This is a genomic window from Pelorhabdus sp. sgz311002, from assembly GCF_056134285.1.
This window is the reverse complement of the sequence record NZ_JBWBCL010000002.1, coordinates 210,600-232,100: the sequence shown is the minus strand read 5'-3', so window position 1 is coordinate 232,100 and position 21,501 is coordinate 210,600. Positions and strand designations below refer to the sequence as shown.

The 21,501-nt window shown below is 44.9% G+C and carries 21 protein-coding genes; all 21 read left to right on the top strand.

Features of this window, described 5'->3' with window-relative positions:
• Positions 1-13: 13 nt before the first annotated feature.
• The 21 genes from AC0NJP_RS04985 to rfaE2 all read left to right on the top strand — a co-directional run bounded on the left by AC0NJP_RS04985 (position 14) and on the right by rfaE2 (position 21,501).
• On the top strand, positions 14-1,306 hold the full coding sequence (locus AC0NJP_RS04985; RefSeq protein WP_474699015.1) for a 3-deoxy-D-manno-octulosonic acid transferase: 1,293 nt from the start codon (positions 14-16) through the stop codon (positions 1,304-1,306).
• A 25-nt stretch (positions 1,307-1,331) separates the two neighbouring features.
• Positions 1,332-2,495: a tetraacyldisaccharide 4'-kinase gene (gene lpxK / locus AC0NJP_RS04980; protein WP_474699014.1), complete on the top strand. Its 1,164-nt coding sequence runs from the start codon at positions 1,332-1,334 to the stop codon at positions 2,493-2,495.
• On the top strand, positions 2,492-3,244 hold the full coding sequence (kdsB, locus tag AC0NJP_RS04975; RefSeq protein WP_474699013.1) for a 3-deoxy-manno-octulosonate cytidylyltransferase: 753 nt from the start codon (positions 2,492-2,494) through the stop codon (positions 3,242-3,244). Before lpxK ends, kdsB begins: the two co-directional genes overlap by 4 nt.
• Positions 3,222-4,046 (top strand): 3-deoxy-8-phosphooctulonate synthase, encoded by an 825-nt coding sequence (gene kdsA, locus AC0NJP_RS04970; protein WP_474699012.1) that lies wholly within the window; start codon positions 3,222-3,224, stop codon positions 4,044-4,046. Before kdsB ends, kdsA begins: the two co-directional genes overlap by 23 nt.
• 18 nt (positions 4,047-4,064) lie before the next feature.
• A complete protein-coding gene (locus AC0NJP_RS04965; RefSeq protein WP_474699129.1) occupies positions 4,065-5,030 on the top strand; it encodes a KpsF/GutQ family sugar-phosphate isomerase in 966 nt (321 codons plus the stop codon).
• Positions 5,030-5,593 carry a KdsC family phosphatase gene (locus AC0NJP_RS04960; protein ID WP_474039129.1) on the top strand — a complete coding sequence of 188 codons (564 nt, stop codon included), beginning with the start codon at positions 5,030-5,032 and terminating at the stop codon, positions 5,591-5,593. Before AC0NJP_RS04965 ends, AC0NJP_RS04960 begins: the two co-directional genes overlap by 1 nt.
• 15 nt (positions 5,594-5,608) lie before the next feature.
• Positions 5,609-6,169 carry an LPS export ABC transporter periplasmic protein LptC gene (gene lptC / locus AC0NJP_RS04955; RefSeq protein ID WP_474699011.1) on the top strand — a complete coding sequence of 187 codons (561 nt, stop codon included), beginning with the start codon at positions 5,609-5,611 and terminating at the stop codon, positions 6,167-6,169.
• Positions 6,166-6,888, top strand: coding sequence for an LptA/OstA family protein (locus tag AC0NJP_RS04950; protein WP_474039127.1), 723 nt, complete (start codon positions 6,166-6,168; stop codon positions 6,886-6,888). Before lptC ends, AC0NJP_RS04950 begins: the two co-directional genes overlap by 4 nt.
• A gap of 15 nt (positions 6,889-6,903) precedes the next feature.
• Positions 6,904-7,623, top strand: a complete 720-nt coding sequence (gene lptB, locus AC0NJP_RS04945; RefSeq protein WP_474039126.1) for an LPS export ABC transporter ATP-binding protein — start codon at positions 6,904-6,906, stop codon at positions 7,621-7,623.
• Positions 7,624-7,632: 9 nt separating this feature from the next.
• Entirely contained in the window at positions 7,633-8,727 is a 1,095-nt protein-coding gene (locus tag AC0NJP_RS04940) for an LptF/LptG family permease (RefSeq protein WP_474699010.1), read from the top strand.
• A gap of 12 nt (positions 8,728-8,739) precedes the next feature.
• Positions 8,740-10,020, top strand: coding sequence for a DUF3084 domain-containing protein (locus AC0NJP_RS04935; RefSeq protein WP_474699009.1), 1,281 nt, complete (start codon positions 8,740-8,742; stop codon positions 10,018-10,020).
• 67 nt (positions 10,021-10,087) lie between these two features.
• Positions 10,088-10,909 carry an undecaprenyl-diphosphate phosphatase gene (locus AC0NJP_RS04930; protein ID WP_474039123.1) on the top strand — a complete coding sequence of 274 codons (822 nt, stop codon included), beginning with the start codon at positions 10,088-10,090 and terminating at the stop codon, positions 10,907-10,909.
• A 492-nt stretch (positions 10,910-11,401) separates the two neighbouring features.
• Positions 11,402-12,565: an S-layer homology domain-containing protein gene (locus AC0NJP_RS04925; RefSeq protein WP_474039122.1), complete on the top strand. Its 1,164-nt coding sequence runs from the start codon at positions 11,402-11,404 to the stop codon at positions 12,563-12,565.
• A 290-nt stretch (positions 12,566-12,855) separates the two neighbouring features.
• Entirely contained in the window at positions 12,856-13,275 is a 420-nt protein-coding gene (locus AC0NJP_RS04920; RefSeq protein WP_474699008.1) for a RuvC family protein, read from the top strand.
• A 153-nt stretch (positions 13,276-13,428) separates the two neighbouring features.
• A complete protein-coding gene (locus tag AC0NJP_RS04915) occupies positions 13,429-14,739 on the top strand; it encodes an S-layer homology domain-containing protein (protein ID WP_474699007.1) in 1,311 nt (436 codons plus the stop codon).
• A 148-nt stretch (positions 14,740-14,887) separates the two neighbouring features.
• Positions 14,888-15,778: an LPP20 family lipoprotein gene (locus AC0NJP_RS04910; protein WP_474699006.1), complete on the top strand. Its 891-nt coding sequence runs from the start codon at positions 14,888-14,890 to the stop codon at positions 15,776-15,778.
• Positions 15,779-16,077: 299 nt separating this feature from the next.
• On the top strand, positions 16,078-17,064 hold the full coding sequence (locus tag AC0NJP_RS04905) for a porin (protein WP_474699005.1): 987 nt from the start codon (positions 16,078-16,080) through the stop codon (positions 17,062-17,064).
• A 102-nt stretch (positions 17,065-17,166) separates the two neighbouring features.
• Entirely contained in the window at positions 17,167-18,093 is a 927-nt protein-coding gene (locus tag AC0NJP_RS04900) for a hypothetical protein (RefSeq protein WP_474039117.1), read from the top strand.
• Positions 18,094-18,315: 222 nt separating this feature from the next.
• Positions 18,316-19,965 carry an LptA/OstA family protein gene (locus AC0NJP_RS04895; RefSeq protein WP_474699004.1) on the top strand — a complete coding sequence of 550 codons (1,650 nt, stop codon included), beginning with the start codon at positions 18,316-18,318 and terminating at the stop codon, positions 19,963-19,965.
• A 31-nt stretch (positions 19,966-19,996) separates the two neighbouring features.
• Positions 19,997-21,031, top strand: coding sequence for a bifunctional heptose 7-phosphate kinase/heptose 1-phosphate adenyltransferase (locus AC0NJP_RS04890; protein ID WP_474699003.1), 1,035 nt, complete (start codon positions 19,997-19,999; stop codon positions 21,029-21,031).
• Entirely contained in the window at positions 21,028-21,501 is a 474-nt protein-coding gene (gene rfaE2 / locus AC0NJP_RS04885; RefSeq protein ID WP_474699002.1) for a D-glycero-beta-D-manno-heptose 1-phosphate adenylyltransferase, read from the top strand. Before AC0NJP_RS04890 ends, rfaE2 begins: the two co-directional genes overlap by 4 nt.

The window sequence follows — 21,501 nt, the reverse complement described above, 5'->3', positions numbered from 1 at the left end:
AGGGGTAAATTTGGTGCGCTTGTTATATAACATCGCAGCTTTGCTCATTGCTGTACTGGCCATGCCGGTGTTTTTATGGCGATGGAGCCGCGAAGCTGGTTTTGGCAAACGAATGAAGCAAATGTTTGGCTTTTTGCCGCAAGCAGAGCTAGACGCTGTCGCCCATAAGCAGTGTTTATGGATTCATGCCGCGTCGGTGGGGGAAATTGTAGCGGCAAGTCCGATTGTGAAAGAGATGCATAAAGCCTTTCCAGCTCGGCCTATTCTTGTTACGACAGTAACAGCAACAGGCCACGAAATGGCGCAAAAAATTATGCCTAATGCAGCGGCGATCCTCTATTTCCCCCTAGATCTGCCCTGGCTCAGTGCTAGTGTGGTGAATCGAGTCGCACCGGATTTATTCGTCTTAGTAGAAACCGAGTTATGGCCGAACTTTTTGCAGGCTATCGCCCGCCGCAGTGTGCCTGTAGTGATGGTCAACGGACGTATCAGTGATAAAAGTGTCAATCGCTATAAACATCTTCGTTCACTTCTGCGGGAAATGCTGGCTACAGTCAGTCTTTTTTGTATGCAGTCCGACCTTGATCGTATTTATGTGGAACGCCTTGGTGCTGATCCTAAGAAGATCGTTGTTACCGGAAATACTAAATTTGATCAAGTTTATAGTGAAGTCAGTGAAGACGAAAAGCAAAAATGGTGTGAGCTTTTTCAGCTAGGGGAACCTTCCCTGAGTGCTCCGGTGATTATTGCCGGCAGTACCCATGAAGGCGAAGAAGAAATGATTTTAACAGCCTTCCAGGCGCTTGTGGCTGTGTATAGCAAGGCCCGGCTTATTTTGGCGCCCCGTGATATCCGCCGCGCCGAAGTTGTCGAAGACTTGGTGCGTGAGCGGCAGCTCACTGTTTGTCGCCGCAGTAAAATGCAGGGCAAATCATGCAGTGCAGCCGTGATTTTACTCGATACGATTGGCGAACTGGGTCGCCTTTATAGTCTTGGCGATATTATTTTTGTTGGCGGCAGTCTTATTGCGCGCGGCGGTCATAATGTACTAGAGCCTGCAGCCCATGGCAAGCCGATTTTTGTCGGACCGCATATGTTTAATTTCAAGGACTCTTATGCACTGCTTTCTAGCCGCAATGCCTGCGCTACGGTCAAAGATGGTAAAGATCTCGGTGAGAAAATCCTGGCTCTTTGTGTAAATCCGCTACAGGCTCAGGCGATGGGCTTAGCAGCGTCGCAGATTATGACAGAAAATCGTGGGGCGGCCCAAAAAAGTGTGGAGTATATGAAACGCTATGTGGAGTAACTGGCTAGGGGACGAGGAGAAAATTATGCATTTTTTTGATCGGCTGCAGCAATATTTGTATGCCTTGGTTCATAATGACCGCCATAGCTGGCGTGATCAAATTATTTTACATATACTAGAGATTTTGTCCTGGGTTTATGGCTTTGGCGTTTTTTTCAAGCTCTTTCTGTATAAAATCGGCATTCTCCATAAATTTCGTCTGCCTTGCCTCGTTATAAGTCTTGGCAATATTACGGTAGGCGGTACCGGTAAAACGCCTACGGCGCAAAAACTAGCGGCGATTATTCGCGATATGGGTTATAAGGTTGCGATTTTAAATCGCGGCTATCGCGCTGGCTGGAAGGAACCTGTCGGAACAGTTTCTGATGGCCGCAATATTTATATGACCGTCAGCGAAGCTGGCGACGAAGCTTATCTGTTGGCGAAAAATGTGCCAGGAGCCGCTGTGGTGATCGGCAAAAATCGTAGTTTGACAAGCGAGTTTGCCTTTGATAAATTAAAGGCGGATGTGCTTATTTTAGATGACGGTTATCAGCATTGGCCGCTGCATCGCGATCTTGATATTGTGCTCATTGATGCAATCAATATGTTTGGCAATCATTTTTTGTTGCCGCGGGGCACGCTACGTGAACCTTTAGCCAATCTGCGTCGCGCTGACGTATTTCTCTTAACTCGTGTGGACCAGTCAGCTCAGGGCGCGAAAGATAATATTAGCGAGGTATTGCGTCATTACAATACGGACGCGCTTATTATGGAAAGTGTTCACGCGCCGCATTGCTTTATGGAAATTCAAGAATGGTATCGTCGGCCGCGCGGCAAAAGCCTGCCCTTGAGCGAGGTTGCGAATAAGAAACTGCTGGCATTTTGCGCCCTTGGTAATCCTTCTTCTTTTGAGCAGACCATTAAAGATCTCGGTGCTGCTGTTGTGGAAGGCGTACGATATCCTGACCACTATAATTATACAATGATTGAAATGCAGTCAGTCATGGACTTGGCTGTCGAGAAAGAAGTCGAGGCTGTTATTACGACAGAAAAAGACGCGGTCAAGATTCCTACTGAGTTCATTTATTCTGATAGACCAGTACCTCTCTACGTTTTAGGCATTGAAGTGCAGATGACAAGCGGCGAACAAGAATTTATGGAGCTTGTTGCCAAGATGACCAATGAAAAGAGGAAATTTGTCTTATGAACATATTATGTATTATTCCAGCCCGCTACGCTTCGACGCGTCTTCCGGGCAAACCACTGGCGCAAATTGCGGGCAAACCGATGATTCAGCGTGTCTATGAGCGGGCGGCAAGTGCGAAGTTACCGCAAGAAGTGCTTGTCGCTACCGATCATGAAGCGGTTTTTGCCGCTGTAGAAGCTTTTGGCGGTAAAGTGATCATGACATCACCAGATCATAAGACTGGGACTGATCGCTTAGCAGAGGTTGCGGCCAAGTATCCCGATATCGATGTGATTGTCAATGTGCAGGGCGATGAGCCGCTTATTGATCCGCAGCTTATTGATGATCTCGCTGCTGTATTTTGCGAAGATTCTGATCTGGCCATGGCGACACTGAAAACGCCGCTTGATGTGACTGAGTATCAGGTTGATAGCGTCGTAAAAGTCGTAACCGATTTAAAAGGCTATGCGCTGTATTTTTCTCGTTCACAGATTCCCTTTCATCGCAGCGAGCCGAAAGCAACTGTGTATAAGCATATTGGTATGTATGCCTATCGTCGTGATTTTTTGTTAGAATATGCGAAACTACCCCAAACACCGCTGGAAGTCAGCGAATCGTTAGAACAGCTTCGCGCTTTGGAACATGGCTATAAAATCCGAGTTCTTACGACAGATCAGCAGTTGATCGGCGTCGATACGCCGGAAGATCTCCTCTATGTAAACAAACTATTTGCCGGAGGTGTTTTTGATGAGAACCATCCAAGTAAGTAATGTGAAAATAGGCGGTGAGCAGCCCCTTGTATTGATTGCCGGTCCTTGTGTGCTTGAAGGCTATGAACGGAGTCTCAAGATTGGGAAAGCCATCAAGGCGATTGCCGAGAAATTTGCTATTCCTTATATCTTTAAAGCCTCGTTTGATAAGGCGAACCGTTCGTCCATTCATTCTTTTCGGGGGCCTGGATTAACGGAAGGCTTGGCGATTCTTCGTGCCATCAAAACCGAACTTCAGGTGCCTATTGTCAGTGATATTCATTCCATTGAACAGGTAGAACCAGCAGCTGAAGTGCTTGATTTGCTACAAATTCCGGCCTTTTTATGCCGTCAGACCGATCTGATCTATGCGGCAGCCAAGACTGGTAAGCCCATCAGTGTAAAAAAAGGCCAGTTCTTAGCACCAGAAGATATGCAAAATGTAGTTACTAAGGTGGAAGAAGCGGGGAATCAGAATTTGCTGCTCACGGAACGCGGCGCCAGCTTTGGTTATCATAACTTGGTTGCTGATATGCGGTCACTACCGATTATGCGCGCTTTCGGTTACCCTGTCGTATTTGACGGTACTCATAGCGTACAGCTTCCCGGCGGTGCTGGTACCTCCTCTGGCGGGAAGAGCGAATTTGTTCCTTATTTGACTCGTGCGGCTGTAGCGGCAGGCGTGGATGCTTTGTTTTTAGAAGTTCATGATAACCCGAAAGAAGCTTTGTCAGACGGTCCGAATATGCTTGATTTTGCTGGACTTGAATCCCTTTTAGCTGATGCGGTGGCAATTGACGCCATTGTGCGCAGACATAAATAAGGCGGTGAGTCCATGGAAATGTTAGAACAGGCCAAAGCGGCCTTAGCCATTGAAGCCGAAGCGATTCTTGCTTTAGTTCCTCGCCTGAATGTTGAGTTTACCCAGGCCGTACGGGCCATTCTTGCCTGCCCTGGCCGCGTCATTGTAACAGGTATGGGGAAATCCGGCCATATTGGCCGGAAGATTGCGGCGACGCTGGCTTCGACGGGAACACCGTCGCTTTTTTTACATCCAGCGGAAGGCATTCACGGCGATCTTGGTATGGTAACTGAAAACGATATGGTATTAGCTCTCTCTAATAGTGGCGAGACAGGCGAAATCTTAGCCATTTTACCTGTTTTTAAACGAATTGGTACGCCAGTGATTGCTTTATGCGGCGCTGCTGATTCGACGCTAGTGAGAAATGCTGATTTTTTTCTAGATGCCTCTGTTGCTAGAGAAGCCTGCCCGTTAGGGTTGGCGCCTACGGCTAGTACTACAGCAGCTTTAGCTATGGGCGATGCCTTAGCAATTGCCTTGTTGTCCGAACGTAAATTTACCGCTGAAGATTTTGCTCTCTTTCATCCCGGCGGGTCCCTGGGACGTCGTCTGCTCTTAACGGTAGCGGACGTGATGCATGGCGGCAGCGAAAATCCGCTGATTACTGGCGATAAGTCGGTCAAAGAAGCTCTCTTCTTAATTACGGATAAAGGTCTTGGCGCTGTATCCATTGTTGATCATGACGGTGTTTTACTAGGACTCCTTACTGACGGCGATATTCGCCGTTGCCTGGAAAAAGGCTATGAATTTTTAAGCGCACCTGTAGCTGAATTTATGACCAAGCAACCTGCGGTCATTACGGCTGAGAAACTCGCGGCGCAAGCCTTGCATCGGATGGAAAAGCATAAACCGCGTCCGATTACAGTGCTTCCTGTTGTCGATAGCGAAAATAAAGCGATTGGTATGATTCACCTTACTGACTTATTGCGGCAAGGAGTGGTATAATGGCACAAGGAGAAACTCTCAGCTTAAAAGAACGCGCGCGTCGCATTAAAGCAATTGTACTTGATGTAGATGGTGTATTGACTGATGGTCGTCTTTTCTTTAGCGCCGACGGTGAAGTTTTAAAGGCGTTCCATGTTCTTGACGGCATGGGTTTAGCGTTAAGTCGGGAAGCAGGACTCGAAACGGCGATCATTACGGGCCGTTCCAGTCAAATTGTAGAGCGGCGTAGCGATGAATTGAAGATTGGGCATTTATATCAGGGCGTTAGCGATAAAGTGACAGCGTTGACAAACTTACTGGAAGAAGCTAAGCTCTCAATCGAAGAAATTTGCTACGTTGGCGATGATATTAATGATCTGCCCCTGCTATTAAGTGTAGGCTTGGCTTGTACTGTGCCAAATGGTGCGGTCGAAGCCAAAGAAGCAGCTCATTTTATTACGCAGCGTCAAGGCGGCGAGGGAGCTGTACGTGAAGTGATTGAAATGATTTTAAAAGCGCAGAGCAAGTGGGACAGCCTGATCAATCGGTACAAACAGCCAGGTTGCAATGGACTCTGCCAATAAGAAAGGGGAATCCCTTTGAACCCGAAAGCTTGGGTAATCGGCGCTAGTATCTGTCTCGTACTTGGCGGCGGTCTTTATTATTTTTTGAAAGATGAGATGCCAGCAGCTCCGCCGCGTCAGGCAACAACGGCTACACCCAAAGAGTCGCTAACCTTTGCCGGCAATCAGATTGTCGAAGAGGAAAATGGTCGACGCATTTGGGAGCTCACGGCAGAAGCGATTGCTGTAGATCCGAATACACAAAATATAACACTGAAAAAAGTGCAGGGAGCCTTTTACAGTGCGGATGGCAAGATATTGAAAATCGTTAGTCAAGATGGAACCTATGATTCCAAAACCAAAAATATTGTTTTGTCTGGTGATGTGAAAGGAACTTCCAGTGATGGCGGTGAATTTACGGCACCACGTAGTGAATGGCAGGATCAGGCGAAGAAGTTTTATGCCAGTGGCGGTATTCGTGTCGTCAAAGATGATACCGTTCTGACAGGCGACGAAATGGAAAGTGAAACACTCTTAAAAACAGTGAAAGTTACAGGCCATGCCCATATGGTAAGTAAAGGAGGCCAGGAGCCTTGAAGAAACAATGGATGATTGGATTTTTTGCTGTCTCAATGGCAGTTTGGGCTTGGACAAGCCCCGTTGGCGCAGCGCCAGGGCAGCCAGTAGAAGTATCGGCTGATGTCATTGACTATGATGCGGCGCAGGGCCAGGTTCATGCTAGCGGCAATGTAGTAATGAAACAGACAAATGCGACCATTACTGGCAGTGAAGTTCATTATAATATGAAGAGCATGGAAGGGCTCATTACGGGCGGCGTTCATGCCGTAAAAGATGACGCAACCTTGACAGCTAGCGAAGTAAAGACTTATAACAATACACGCATGGTTGCCACCGGTTCGCCCATCCTCGTAAAAGGACAGTCGAAAGCGACAGGTTCGACCATTGAATATGATTCAGAAAAGCAGTATGCTTTAATTCCCTCAGAGGCAAGATTAGAGAGCGCTGATGGGGTGATGACAGCGAATAAAATTGAAGCGTTCTATCAAGAAGATCGGGCTGTTGGCGAAGGTGCTGTTCATTTAGTCAGTGAAAGTCGTCAAGTCGATGCGACAGGCGATCATCTAGACTATTATGGCTTGCAGACAGCAGGCAAGGGGCGGGCTGTGCTTACAGGCAATGCCAGAGCTTTGCAGGAAGGCAATCTGATCACAGGCGATACGCTGACCATCCATATGGATAGCCAAACTGCTGATGCGAAGGGCCGGACGAAGCTTGTGATTACTCCGAAGGAATGAAAAGGATAAAAAGCTATGTATATTGAGACAAGCGGGTTAGTAAAAACCTATAAACAGCGCAATGTGGTCAACGGCGTCAGTCTGCGTGTTGACCAAGGATCGATTGTGGGGCTTTTGGGACCCAATGGCGCTGGGAAAACAACCACTTTTTATATGATTGTCGGCTTAGAACGACCCAATCAGGGATCCATTTCGGTGAATGGCGAAAACGTCACTTCTATGCCCATGTATCAAAGATCGCGTTTTGGCATTGGCTATTTACCTCAGGAAGCATCCATTTTTCGTAAGTTAACAGTAGAAGATAATTTGATGGCCATTTTAGAAACGACAAAGCTGTCGAAAGGGGAACGGCGTGATAAGCAGGAATCGCTGTTAGAAGAATTTCATGTTACTCATGTGCGAAAACGGCTTGGTTCGGAATTATCAGGCGGCGAACGGCGGCGTGTAGAAATCGCCCGCAGCTTGGCCACAGATCCTTACTTTATTCTGCTTGATGAGCCTTTTGCCGGTGTTGATCCCATTGCTGTGGCCGATATTCAAGGTATTATCAGCTATTTAAAAGAACGCGGCATTGGCGTACTCATTACGGATCATAATGTGCGGGAAACCTTAAGCATTGTCGATAAAGCTTATATCTTAAATGAAGGGCAGATTCTCATTTCCGGCGACTCAACGACAATCGCGGAAAGCGAAGTGGCCAGGAAATTTTATCTTGGCGAGAATTTCAGCTTGTAGGAGATTTGTATGCGTATTCTCGATAAATATATTGTTCGTGAACTATTAGGACCATTTATCTTTGGGATTGCCGCTTTTTCCAGTGTCTTTATCGGCACAGGCACTCTCTTTAAAATTGCTCAGTATATTACGAAATACGGGGCGTCTCTTTGGGTTGTGACGAAGCTCTTTGTTTTTAGTCTTCCCAGCATTGTCGTCTTGACTTTTCCGATGAGTATGCTGCTAGCATCACTTTTGTCATTTGGACGATTGTCAGGGTCAAGTGAAATTACAGCCATGCGTTCTGGCGGCCTTAGCTTTTATCGGCTCACTTTGCCGGTGTTTATCGTGGCTTTTGGTGTGAGTGTCTTTGCGGTGGCTTTTAATGAACTAGTTGTACCGCGGGCTAATGAAGCCTATAATAATATTGTACGTTATGATATTGAACAAAATACGGCGCCCAAGTCGCAGGAACATGTCATTATCAAAGATATTAAGGACGGCGCGTTGCAACGTTTAACTTACGCCAAACGTTTTGAAGCCGCTACGAATGAAATGATCGGCGTCACTGTACAAGATTTTGATAATGGCGAACTTGTCCGAGTGGAAAATGCTGAAAAAGCTAAATGGTTTAGCGACAAATGGATTATGTATCATGGTACAATTCATGATTTAACGCCCCAGGAGAAATCCACAGCGATTCGGGTGATGCAGTTTCAGGAACAAGTTTTGCCGTTAAATAAAGATCCAAAAGCCATTTCTCGCGATCAAAAGAAAATGGAAGAAATGACGATTAAAGAGTTAAAGCAGGAAATTAAGCTGTTAAAAGGTCAGTATGTTAATACAAATAACTATGAAGTAGAACTCCATCAGCGTCTGGCAATCCCCATGGCTAGCTTTATTTTTGCCATGATTGGTACGCCGCTAGGGCTTCAGCCTCACCGTTCGAGCTCCTCTATTGGCCTTGGCATCAGTATTATCATTATTTTTATCTATTATGCGATTATGACTGTAGCGACAGCGCTTGGCCAGGGTGGCGCAATTCTACCCGTTGCAGCGGCCTGGATACCGAATTTCATTGGCCTTCTTGCCGGGATTTACCTGGTACGCAAAGCGTCGCGCTAGGGAGGGAATACCATGTTCGGGATTACCCTTGTACTAATTATCGCCATTATGGGCGGTTTAATTGCCTATATTGGGGATAAACTAGGAACAAAAGTCGGTAAAAAGAAACTTTCGATTTTTGGCCTTAGGCCGAAGCATACTTCGATTGTTGTAACAATTATTACGGGAATCTTGATTTCTGCCTCTACTCTCGGGATTTTAGCTCTGACATCGCAAAATGTCCGAACGGCCTTATTTGGCATGGAAGCACTGAAAGCCCAGTTAACTGATTTATCAACGTCTGTGTCCAGGCAAAAACAGGAGCTGGAAAGCAGTCGTCAGGCCTTAGCCGATAAGACCGCCGAATATAGTGCGATGAGCGATAAGGTGGCTGACGTAGCTGCTAAACTGAGCGCAGCGACAGAACAGCTTACTGCAGTGACGGCAGAACGCGATAAGACTTTAGCGGCTCTTGCCGCAGTCAATGAAGAACTTACTGCTGCCGAAGGCAATTTGCAAATTGCTCACAGTGAAATAGCAGCTTTGCAACAGACAAAACAGGGACTTGAAGCAAAGCTTGTTTCTTTAGGTAAAACAATGAAAACCCTCGAAGCAGATAAAACCAATCTGGAAAAAGATGTGACGCAGCTTAAGGACGTTACGGCTAAATTACGTGCGGGCCTGCAGACTGTGCGTGAAGGAACGGTTATTTATCGGTCTGGCGAGGTCATTGGTAATTTTGTAGTTGCTGGCGGCAAAAATCGCGAAGAAACAATAGCTAGCTTGCAGGGGGACATTTATGATTTAAATCAAAGCATGCTTGATAAGCTGCAGATTGCTGATACATCCGTTCAAGTCCTGTGGATTCCTCAAGGCGAATTTAATCAGATTATTGATGCCATACTACAATCTGAGCAGGATGCGATTGTACGGATTGTAGCGGCTGATAATACCGTGTACGGGGAACCCGTCATCGGTCATTTTGAACTTTATCCGAACAAGCTGATTTACAGTACTGGTACGGTGGTTCATAGCGAGGTGATTTCACCAATTGCGAATGCCCAACAGGCCGAAGAAACGGTGCTGGCCTTTTTGCGGCGTGTGAACGAACAAGCTCGCAAGCAAGGCATCTTACCTGACCCACTGCAAGGCACGGTCGGGACGATTAGCGGCTCACAGCTATTTGAGGCTGTGAATAAAGTAAAACGCTATACCGGTCCAGTTGAGCTCAAGGCAGTGACAGTGGAACCCATTTATTCTGCTGGACCGCTCAAGATTGAAATTAAAGTACAGCCCAGTTTCGGTTCACAATAGACCCAGGGGGGAATTAGGCTAAGCCTGATTCCCCTTCCTAATTCAATGAAAAAGGTGGAGACCAGAAGTGACTGTTTTTCAAACCATAGTTTTTGCTCTGATCCAGGGGATTACAGAACTTTTCCCTGTGAGCAGCGTAGCCCATGGCGTATTAACTCCTTATATTTTCGGTTGGAATATGGACCCGGAATTTTTAAAAGAACATTTTATGCCTTTTGTCGTTATGCTCCATTTAGGTACAGCCGTAGCTCTCTTACTCTTCTTCGGCAGTGAGTGGCTTAGCATTATTAAATCGCTCTTTACAGGGAATCGAAAATATCGTCGCCTGTTGTTGTTAATTATTGTTGGCACCTTGCCAGCGGCAGTCATTGGTCTGAGCTTTGAAAAATTGATTCGTCACATGTTCAGCGATGTGACCAATGCCGCGGCATTTTTGATCGTCAACGGCTTTCTGCTCTATTGGGGCGAACGCCTAAGAAATCGGGGCCGTAAGGAAATCGAAGATTTATCGCTAGGGGAAGCGGCAATTATCGGCTTTTTCCAGTCACTAGCCTTAATTCCCGGCTTTTCCCGCAGTGGCGCTAGTATGACCGCTGGGTTTTGGATGGGCTTAAAGCATGAAGCGTCAGCGCGCTTTTCCTTGTTGCTTGCAACACCGGTCATTGTCGGCGCAGCCTTGTTGGAAGTACCGAAACTGTTACATACTCAAACGGAAGGTCTCTTTCAAATTTCACTGATCGGCGGCGCCTTATCCGGCGTAGCAGCGTTTATCAGCGTATGGGCGCTCATGAAATGGTTCCATACGAACGAAATTAGCGCCATGAAGCCGTTTGCCTTTTACTGTTGGCTTCTCGGCGGTTTCATCTTACTGAAAACCTTTTTATTTTAAAGCGTAAGTTTTGTTGGCTGTTGTATTAAGTAGATACTTAATACAACAGTCTTTTTTTATTTGGTGGTTGTTTTCTTTGTCTGTTTTTCCCGTCCCTCCCATCTTTGCGTCTGAATTCTCCGTGTCATAAGCGGAAGTCAAGTGCTAACGTTGACGCGGTGACACGGAGAATTCAGACGCCTTCCTTTCTTTTCTTTTTCCTAAATATACAAATTGTATTATGTAAATTAAAATGTTATGATCTCCATGAGGGTTTTTACAGACAAAACCCATGTAATGTGCGGATATTGCCAAAATTTACAGTGGCGATAAAAGCAGGAGATAAGAATGGTTTATAGAATTATGTAAACTAGAGAAGGCGATTAGAACTGATGGGCAAGTGACGAAGTTTGTTTTTGAGGAAACATGGCAACTCAAAAAATCTATGGCGTCATGTCTAAAGGTGACTGATCAGTCTCTCGCAAAACAAAATTTCTTAGGGGGACGTAAATCGTGAACAAAAGACTCTTAAAAGTAGCTGTAACTACCGCATTGGCTGTTGCTTTCGCAGTACCGGTTTTTGCGAATCCTTTTGCCGATGTACCGACAAACAGCTGGGCTTATGGCGCTGTTAATCAATTAGCCAAAGAAGGAATTGTTACTGGTTATAATGACGGTACTTTCAAAGGCGACAAAACAGTGACTCGTTATGAAATGGCTCAAATGGTAGCCAAAGCGATGAACAAAACGATGACAGCAAGCCAAAAAGCTATTGTGGACAAGCTGGCGTTGGAATTTGGCGTAGAACTTGGTACGCTTGGTGTGAAAATTGATGGTATGCAAAAACAACTTGATAATCAAGTGAAAATCTCTGGCGATGCTCGTGTTCGTTACGGCGAAATGTCAGGTTCCCATGATGCTACAGATTTCAGAGCCCGTGTTTCTTTTGACGGCAAAATCAGCGATAATTTGAAATTCAATGCTCGTTTATCCAGCGGTAACGTGAATGCTGACGGCGGCACAAACAACATGCGTCTCGACACAGCAAACGTAACAGGTAACTTCTTAGGCCTTAATACAACAGTTGGCCGTCAAGATTTAAAACTTGGTTCCGGCTTCTTGGCTGATACGCAAATGAATGGTGCTTCGGCTAAATTCGGCGACTTGAAACTCTTTGGCGGTACCGCTTTCTCCAATTTGGCAATTGCTAACTGGGATCGCGTTTATGGTGCTGAATACAATACGAACGTTGCCGGTGCGAAAGTCACTGCAGATTACTTGAAAGATCAAACACAAAAAAATAGCATTTACGGTGTGAATACTTCCTTTGGAATCATGGATGGCGTAACTGCTAATGCTGAATACTATCGCAACACGGCAGCTTCTGAAAGCAATACTTCAAAAGCTTTCGGCGTGAAATTTAATAATATTGGTTTAAGCGCCACTTACCGTAACGTAGGCCAGAACGCCTTTACTTCCTTCTCGGGCCTCGAAGCAACTCCGGCGAACATTCAATTCCCGGCATCAGGCTTCAACGGTTTCAAAGGTATGGAATACCAATATGATACGAACCTTGATAAAAATGCTACACTGACTGTGAAATATCAAGATTTCAAAGATCAAAACGGCAACAAGTTGAACAATCGCACAAGTGCGGCTGTGAACGTGAAATTCTAATAACGCTTTGTGAAGGGCGGGGACACATGTCCTCGCCTTTTGCTATGCCTATGAAAACCGAATTAAACCCATCATATTATAACGCGTCAACGTTGTCACTTGACTTCCGCTCATATAATATGATGGGTTCAATTCTTATCTGAGGCGCAAAGGTGCGACGCTCTAACGTTAGCACTTGGCTTGCGCTTGTGTAATACCCTCGAAAAACGCTGGCTTTGCATGAGAAATGGCGACATGTCATCGGTCATATTTGGCTGTAGCTTCTATGGTATAATGGGGCTATAGAAACGATGGGGCGGGGGAGTATTATGGTTGTGTTGGCGATTGATCCGGGACGGGAAAAGTGCGGTCTGGCAGTACTAAGAGAAAATGGTGAGGTTCTTTGTCAAAAAGTGATTGATACAGCTGCTTTTTTGTCGGTGATCGCAGCTTGGCGGGAGAAGTTTTCGGTTACTGATTTAATTATTGGCAATGGAACGAGTTCCAAGGAGAGAGTGGAGGAACTCAAAAAATATCAAAGCAGAGAAAAAAATCTGACGCTTCATATAGTCGACGAATATAAAACGACAGAAGCAGCTCGGGTTCGCTATTGGCAGGAAAAACCGCCTCGCGGTTGGCGGCGCTTGCTGCCTACATCCTTTCAAGTACCGCCGGTGCCTGTTGACGACTATGTTGCAGTGCTCTTAGCAGAAAAATTTTTAAAAAGATAAATTTTTTTTAGCGAAAGAAGGAATAACTTTCCTCATGTAGAATATATTGTTTAGAGTCAATATGGGGAGAATTATGTGAGGAAACGTGGCAACTCTCATTTGCATCCTCCTTGCGGCTCAAAAAAACAATTTCCTTAAGGAGGAAACAACTTCATGAAAAAGAAAGTTTCTCTTGCTCTTGCAGTAGCTATGGCTACTAGCGTAGGCGCAACCGCAATGGCTGCTCCTGCAAATCCTTTCTCTGATGTACCTTCCAAACACTGGTCCTACAATGCAGTACAACAGCTTGCAAAAGCTGGTATCGTTGATGGTTTCAACGATGGCACTTTCAAAGGCGACAAAACCATGACTCGTTATGAAATGGCTACTATTGTTGCTCGCGCTATGGCTAAAGTTGACAAAGCTGACGCTCAGCAGAAAGCTATGATCGACAAATTAGCTGCTGAATACTCCACTGAACTGCAGAACCTCGGCGTTCGTGTAACGAACCTCGAAAACAAAGTGGGCAACATTAAATGGGACGGCTATGCACGGTTCCGCATGGAGCAGACTCCTGCTGGCTCCAATAATAACGTAAAAGATAACACTGGCAGAACTCGTCTGCGTTTGAACATCACTGCTCCTTTGAACGACGACTGGACTGTTAAAGGCCGTTTACAGTGGGATTCGAAAGAAAACCTCTTAAACAACGGTACTGGCACTAATGATAATGGTAGCATGCAGTTTGCATCTTTGTATGCAACTGGTAAAGGTCTTGGCTTAGACCAGATCTCCGTTGGCCGTGTACCTGTATGGTTGGGTCAGGGCTTCATCGCTGATATCAAAGGCTCCAATGGTGTAACTTCACCTGATTCTTTGGTAATCGGTAAAAACTTTGGTTCCGTTAATGCTTTCTATGGTATTGGCCGTACTTATCAGCAAACTACTTCTAACACCTTGAACATCAATTATGCTGGTTTGACTGCACCTATCACTAGCACTCTTGCTTTTGATGCATCTTACCTGAAAGATAATAACGAACAATACTACAAAACTTGGGGCTCTGGCTTAAAATATACTGGCTTCGAAAACTTCACGCTGAGCGGCGAATATGCACAGAATAAATCCAAAAATGCTAAAAGCCTCCAGAACGGTTCCGCTGCTAAAGCTTACCAAGTTCAGCTGAAATACAAAGGCGCTGACAAAAAAGCTGTTAACACTTGGGGCACTTGGGTAGCATTCAATAAATTTGATGCTGGCTTCGATCCTTCTGACTTCACTACGACTGATATGAGCATTAAACAAATTGCTGCTTTGCAGACTACTGGTCTCAAAGGTCAGGAATATGGCATTGAATACGTACCATTCAAAAATGGTGTCTTGTCCTTCAAATATGAAAACTACAAGACTACCACTGCTGCTAACTACAGCAGCTTCAATACTCCTAAAAAAGCCTACATCGGCCAATTGGAAGTATTCTTCTAAGAAACGTTCAAAAGAACTCGGGGTTTTCCCGAGTTCTTTTTTTATCGCCAAATCCTGCCTGAAACGGCAGGATTTTTCTATTTGTTAGGCGAATTTCAAATAAGTTAGAATGACTGTGCAATTTTATAACTACAAGGAGGCGTTTTATTTGCAGAAAAAAATAGTAAGTCTTGTCCTGGCTTGCATGATGGTACTTTCTGTTTCATCGCTGGCTTTTGCGGCAACAACGGTGAATATTACGGTTACTGACTTTGACCATATTGCTCCTGGCGTGGAATCGATGGCCGAAGGCAATGGCGCCATTGATTGGCGACAGGGACTAATTCAAGTGAAGGGCTTTGGCGTTGCGCCATCACAATATGCTACTATGGCGCAGGCAAAAATTATGGCGCGGAGGGCAGCGATTGTTGATGCGTATCGTAATTTAGCAGAAACAATTCGTGGTGTTCAAGTGGATGCAGAGTCGACTGTGTTGAACTATCAAACAGCCAATGATACAGTTCGGGTTCGCGTTTCTGCCTTAATTCAAGGTGCTAGAATTTTGAAAGAACAGCCCATGGAAAATGGCGGTTATCAAGTGATTATGGCAATCAATTTGTATGGCGATAACAGCTTGAGCAGTATTGTCACTGATGCGGCGAATGTGCAGCCTATAGCAATTCCGCAGCCTAGCGTTCGCTATGACGTGCCAGCAAACTACACGGGGTTGATTGTCGACGCTAGAGGTCTTGATTTAGATCCGGTTATGGCGCCAAAAGTATTTGACCAATCAGGCCGCGTAATTTACGGGAATCAGTATGTTGATGCGAATACGCAGGTTTCCCGTGGCTTAGCGGACTATGCCTTTACGGAAGAGGATTTGCAGGCAGCAGCGAACGGTCAGTCTCGTGCTGGCGCCAATCCTTTCGTTATCAGAGCGGTTGGACTTCGCGATAATAATCGCAATATCGTAATCAGCAATGAAGATGGTGATCGCATTTTAGCAGCGAACGCAGCAAGCGGTTTTATTCAAAAATCAGCCGTTGTATTAGAAAAGTAGAATGAAATTATTATGACTGCTAAGTCAAAAATGGTAATTTCACTAGGGAAGCAAAAAAAGTCATAAACATGACTGCTTTTTGCTTCTTTTTTTGTTTTTTCTATTGCGTTAATCTAAAATTAACATTATACTAAAATCAAACTTTGAAATTGTATAAAATTAGTAGACATTTCAAAGTTGGCAGACAGTAAGAATTGGCGTAAAGAAAAAGCTAAGGAAACGTGGACACTTAACTTGGAATTTACAAAGATTCTTCACTAAATGCCAAAAATTAAATCCATTTAGGGAGGAATTTAAACATGAAAAAATCTCTTCTTGCATCAGCTATGGCAGCAGCCGTAGTACTTTCCACTTCGGTAGCTATGGCAGCACCTGGCGACATTACTGTTGACGGTAACGCTTACTACCAATACCGTAACAACAGTGGTACGTCCGGCAACGCAGACAAACACATTAACAAAACAGCAGTTTTCTTAAATGTAAAAGGTGACTTGGGCGGAAACTGGAGCGTTTACAGCCAGTTTGCAGCACAAGGCGCTAATGGCGGTAAGGATTTCCAGAGCGATGTTTATACGAACGATAAAGAATTTGCTGCAGGTTTAAATCAATTTGGTTTCCAATATACTGGCGATACCAGCACAGTAAAAATTGGCCGTCAAGATTTGATTCTTGGTAGCGGTCTGTTCTATGATATCACTGGTAAACTTGGCCGTCACAGCTTACTTGACGGTGTAACCTGGACTGGCAAAGCCGATGCGCTTTCCTATCAGGTAGTTGCTGCTCAGGAAGATAGAAGCCGTGGCGACGGTCAAGCATCGAAAAACAAAATGTATGCTGCTCATGTTGATTATGCTGCAACTCCTGACTTCACTGTTGGCGCTACTTATGCAAACTACAAGTATAAAGATTCCAGCTTTAAATTGGGCGATAAACAAACTGTAAATGCTTATGCTATGAATCTTGGTTATAGCTTCGGTGCTGCTAACGTTTATGCTGAATATGGCAAAACGAACAACTCCAATGATAACAAAGCTTATCAATATGGCGTAGGCTATCAGTTTGATGACAAAAACAAAGCTTCCGCTACTTACTACAAAGTCGAAGCTAATGGTGATTTGAACGGTAACACGACGTTTGACACTGGTGAAAAAGGCATGTACTACAGCTATACTCATACTTTCACCAAAGCTGTGAACGTAAACGTATTCTATAAAGATTCTAAAAATGTTAAAAATGACAACATTAAAGACAAATCCTTCCGTGCAACTGTTAACTACAACTTCTAATCTTACCATTAGAATAGAGACGAAAATCCTGCCTTCATTGGCAGGATTTTTTCTTTTGCTTCCCGAAATAGTAAGCATTTGGAATTAGGAGGGTATATCCTTATGAATCGTAAAATTATTGCTTTGGTTCTAGTTATTTGTCTCAGCTTTTCCTTTGCTTCTCTGGGCTTTGCTCAAGGAGTAAGCTCTGATATGACGGCGCTCGAAAAACTTAGTGTTACTGAGAATATATATTATGGTAGCGAACAGACGGGTTCCTTGATTGATCGTACGAAAAAGTTAGAAAAAGACATTTTTGGCGCTAGTGAAAAAGATCCGATCATGACGCGTATTGACCGTCTTTATGCCTACACGAAATTATCTTCGATTGGCAGTCCTTCCTTTATTTTAAGGTTAAATGCAGCCGAGTGGAATTTGTTGCATAACGTGACCAATAATGCGGCGAAGGCGCGGTTAGAAAGCCTAGAAACGACTCTTTCCGGCAGTCCGACTACTGGCGCGTTTGATACGCGGCTGACGAAATTAATGAGACTTGCCTTTACGGATGGGCAAATTGATTTGGCTGAGGCGGCAGTGAAACAGGATACGCTCGTTAAAATTAAGCTGTTGACGCCACTGACCAGTAAAGATAGTCGTCCTGGCGATACGGTAAGTTTCATCGCAGCGGAAGATATTTTTGATAATGGTGTACTGATTGTGACGAAAGGGGCCGTTGGTCATGGCACGGTGAAAGCCGTAGATCGCGCGGGAAATTTAGGACGTGACGGAAAATTGCAGGTTGAGTTCAACTCCATTGAAGCGGTAGACGGCTCGGAGCTTGCTACGGTTCTTGGTGACAAGGCAAAGGAGAAAACAAACAGTGTTGCAAAGGTTGCCGGAGCTTCTATGGCTGGGATGATCTTACTTGGACCGATTGGTATTCTTGGTGGTGCTTTTGTTCATGGAAAAGATAATGATATGCCTGCTGGTTCAGAAATTTACATCCAAACAAAATCGGATACACGCATATATGGTGTGAAAATTCGTTAAGACAATGAAGCGACAGAAACAGCTTGAAACCGGTCCTTTACCAAGACCGGTTTTTCTCTTGTCTGCCGGAGATTGCCACAGGAAAAACGGCAGGAAAAGAGCTTTTCCTGTAGAAACATGATACAATAGTTATGTTTATGAAAAAATTCTTAATAGCCTTTGGTTTAGACTACAGATTCCGGTTGGTTAGATCATTGTTAGAGTAGAATAGAGGAGTATATTATGAAGAAATCATCGCAGCGTCTGTTGCGTTTTTTGGTAGCTTATAGTCTTGTTTATGGCGGTTACGGCGTTCATTCTATGGATTCGTTGCAGGCAGCGCCTTTGACGGTCAATCAGGAAAGCGTGCAGAACGAAACGACAGCCAATCAGTCAAACAACGCAGTAGACGATTCGCAGGTTGCGGATACGGCGGAAGGCGCACAGGCGGATAGCAAGGTTGCTGCTAAACCGGAAGAAGCGAGTACGGTTAGCAAGGCTGATAAGATTGACAAGGCTAATAAAGGCGATACAATCAGTAAAGCCAATAAAGTTGATAAAGCTGACAAGGCTGATAAAGGCCAGCATAAGAAGACTGCGGCTGTGGCTAAACCGAAAGAGCCCATTACCATTACAGCGGATGAGCTTTATGTGAACGATGCCAATGGCGATGTTTATGCTAAAGGGAATGTAAATATTCTGCAGGCAACACAGCTGATGACCACGGATCTTGTGAATGGGAATACGAAACAGCAGGAAGTTTGGGTAAATGGTCAAGCTGTATTTAGTGATTCCTTAACGAATACGAAACTGAATACAGAAGGCCTTCGTTATAACTATCAGACCAAGGAAGGTACACTCGATCAGATTAAAGGTCATGTGGGCCGTGATATTGTAACAGGCCATGAAGCGTTGACCTTAAATGGTGAAATTATTATACATGATGGTACCATGACGCGTTGCCCTGCGAAAGTACCTGATTACCATATGAGTGCTGATAAAATTGAAATATGGCCGGGCGATAAAATGATCGCCTATAATGCCAAGGTGTGGATTGGGTCAATCCTGCTGTATACAATGCCGACCTATACGCAATCCCTGGATCCGAATGCGGAACAAACAGCTTATCCATCCATTAGTTATAGTAATCGTGATGGAATTCATATAAAGCAAAAGTTTACGCACAGTATTACTGACAATCTGACAGCTTATACAGAACTAAACTATTATGGCAAACTTTCCTTTAAAAATAATAGTGGTATTAATTGGGACCAAAAAGATTATTGGGTTGAAGCCAAGGCCGGTTACTATCGCGACAGCGACGCCAACTGGGTGAAAAAGTGGCCAGAATATGATTTCCACTATAAATCGCATCGCATTGGCGATCTGCCGATTACCTATACTTTTGACGCCACGTATGGGAAATGGACTGATTCTAAGCGAACAAGCTGGCACGAAGAATATAACTTGTATTTTACGCGGGATCAAATCCATTTGGATCCGAAAACCACCTTAGATATGGGAACTGGTGTAGGTTTTATTAAAGAAAGTGTTGATAATTCAATCATTCATAACTTTAAATATGACGCGACTGTCGGCCATACTTTTGATGATAAATGGTATAGCTGGGTGGGGTATCACTTTACGAAGAGCCAAAACAGTTTGTTTGCATTCAATCGGGCTGATATGGGACGCGAGCTTGATACAGGCTTTACCTATCGGTTTGATAAGAAAAATGCCATTGGTTTTAGTCAAAGCTATGACTTAAAAAATAAGCACGTATATGATCAGGATTATACCTGGTATCGCGACCTGCATTGCTGGCAGCTTACGTTGACGTATCGAGCGAAACGTCATGAATGGAAATGGGATGTCTCCTTAGCTCGTTGGTAAGAAAAGTGACTGGTAAAGAAGAGGAATCGTTATGCAAATGAATTCTATAGAAAAGCAATCCACTTTATTACGCTGGATTGACTTGATGAAAGATAAGAAAATTATGGTCATTGGTGATATGGTGGCCGACTCCTATTTAGAAGGCGTCATTTCGCGTATTTCACGGGAAGCGCCTGTACTCATCTTGGAACACAAGGGCGAGAAAGTTGTGCCAGGCGGCGCTGCTAATGTGGTGCATAATGCCGCTACGCTTGGCGGCCACGTCTATGCTGTCGGTGTAATTGGTGAAGATACGGTTGGTGATCTGCTGACCGCTAAGCTGCAGAGCGTGGGCGTTGAAACAACGGGGCTGATAAAGGAAGGCGACCGACCTACCATTAGCAAACAGCGGATTATGGCTGGCGGTTTGGCAACAGTGCGGCAGCAGGTTGTACGTATTGACAGAGAAAGCAAGGAGCCGCTGCTGTCAGAAACAGAGGCTGCTTTGTTACAGTATATAGAAACAGAGCTTTCTAATATGGAAGCCGTTGTGCTCAGTGACTATGGCAGTCAGACTGTGACGCCAAAGCTCCGTTCGGCGGTCATTGATTTGTGTAATAGACATAGTATTCCTTGTATGGTCGATTCCCGTTATGATATTCTCGCCTATCCGCAGGTAACGCTAGTGAAACAAAATGAAGCAGAGGCTGCGGCGGCTTTAGGTCTAGCCGAGATTGCTGCTGACGGGTTTAGCGCCGCAGCTAAAGAATTGTGTCGCCGTCTACAGGCAAAAGGTGTCTTAATTACGCAGGGGGCCCAGGGAATGACTCTGGTTGAGTCTAATGGCCATTCGACACATATTCCTGTATCGAATGTAAGTGAAGTTTATGATGTAAGTGGCGCCGGTGATACCGTTGTTGTGACGATGATGCTGGCGATTGCTGCGGGCGCGGACTATTCGACTGCGGCTCGGATTGCTAACTATGCGGCTGGAATTGTAGTAAGAAAATCAGGAACTGCAACGACAACACCTGATGAATTAAAAGCGGCGATTGTCAGCACTGATGGAGGAAACGAAAAATCATGAAAGTCATTGAACGAGATCATTTAACGAAGCTGGGAGAAATGCTGCGACAACAAGGCAAACAAGTGGTGTTTACTAACGGCTGTTTTGATATTTTGCATGCCGGACATGTTCGCTATCTCAATGAAGCGAGAACTTTGGGCGATTGTTTGATCGTCGGATTAAATAGCGATGCTTCGGTACAACGTCTTAAAGGCCCATCGCGGCCGATTAATCAGGAAGCGGACCGGGCAGAAGTATTGGCCGGTCTTTATGCCGTCGATTATGTCGTCATTTTCTCGGAACAAACGGCGGAACCGCTTGTGGCGGAACTGAAACCAGCCATTTATGTAAAAGGCGGAGATTACTCCTTAGATAAACTGCCGGAAGCGGCAATTGTAGCTGCCTACGGTGGAAAAACTGTCCTTGTGCCGGAAGTTCAAGGTCGATCTACAACGCGAGTCATTGCTAAAATTGCAGAGCAGGGGAAGTAG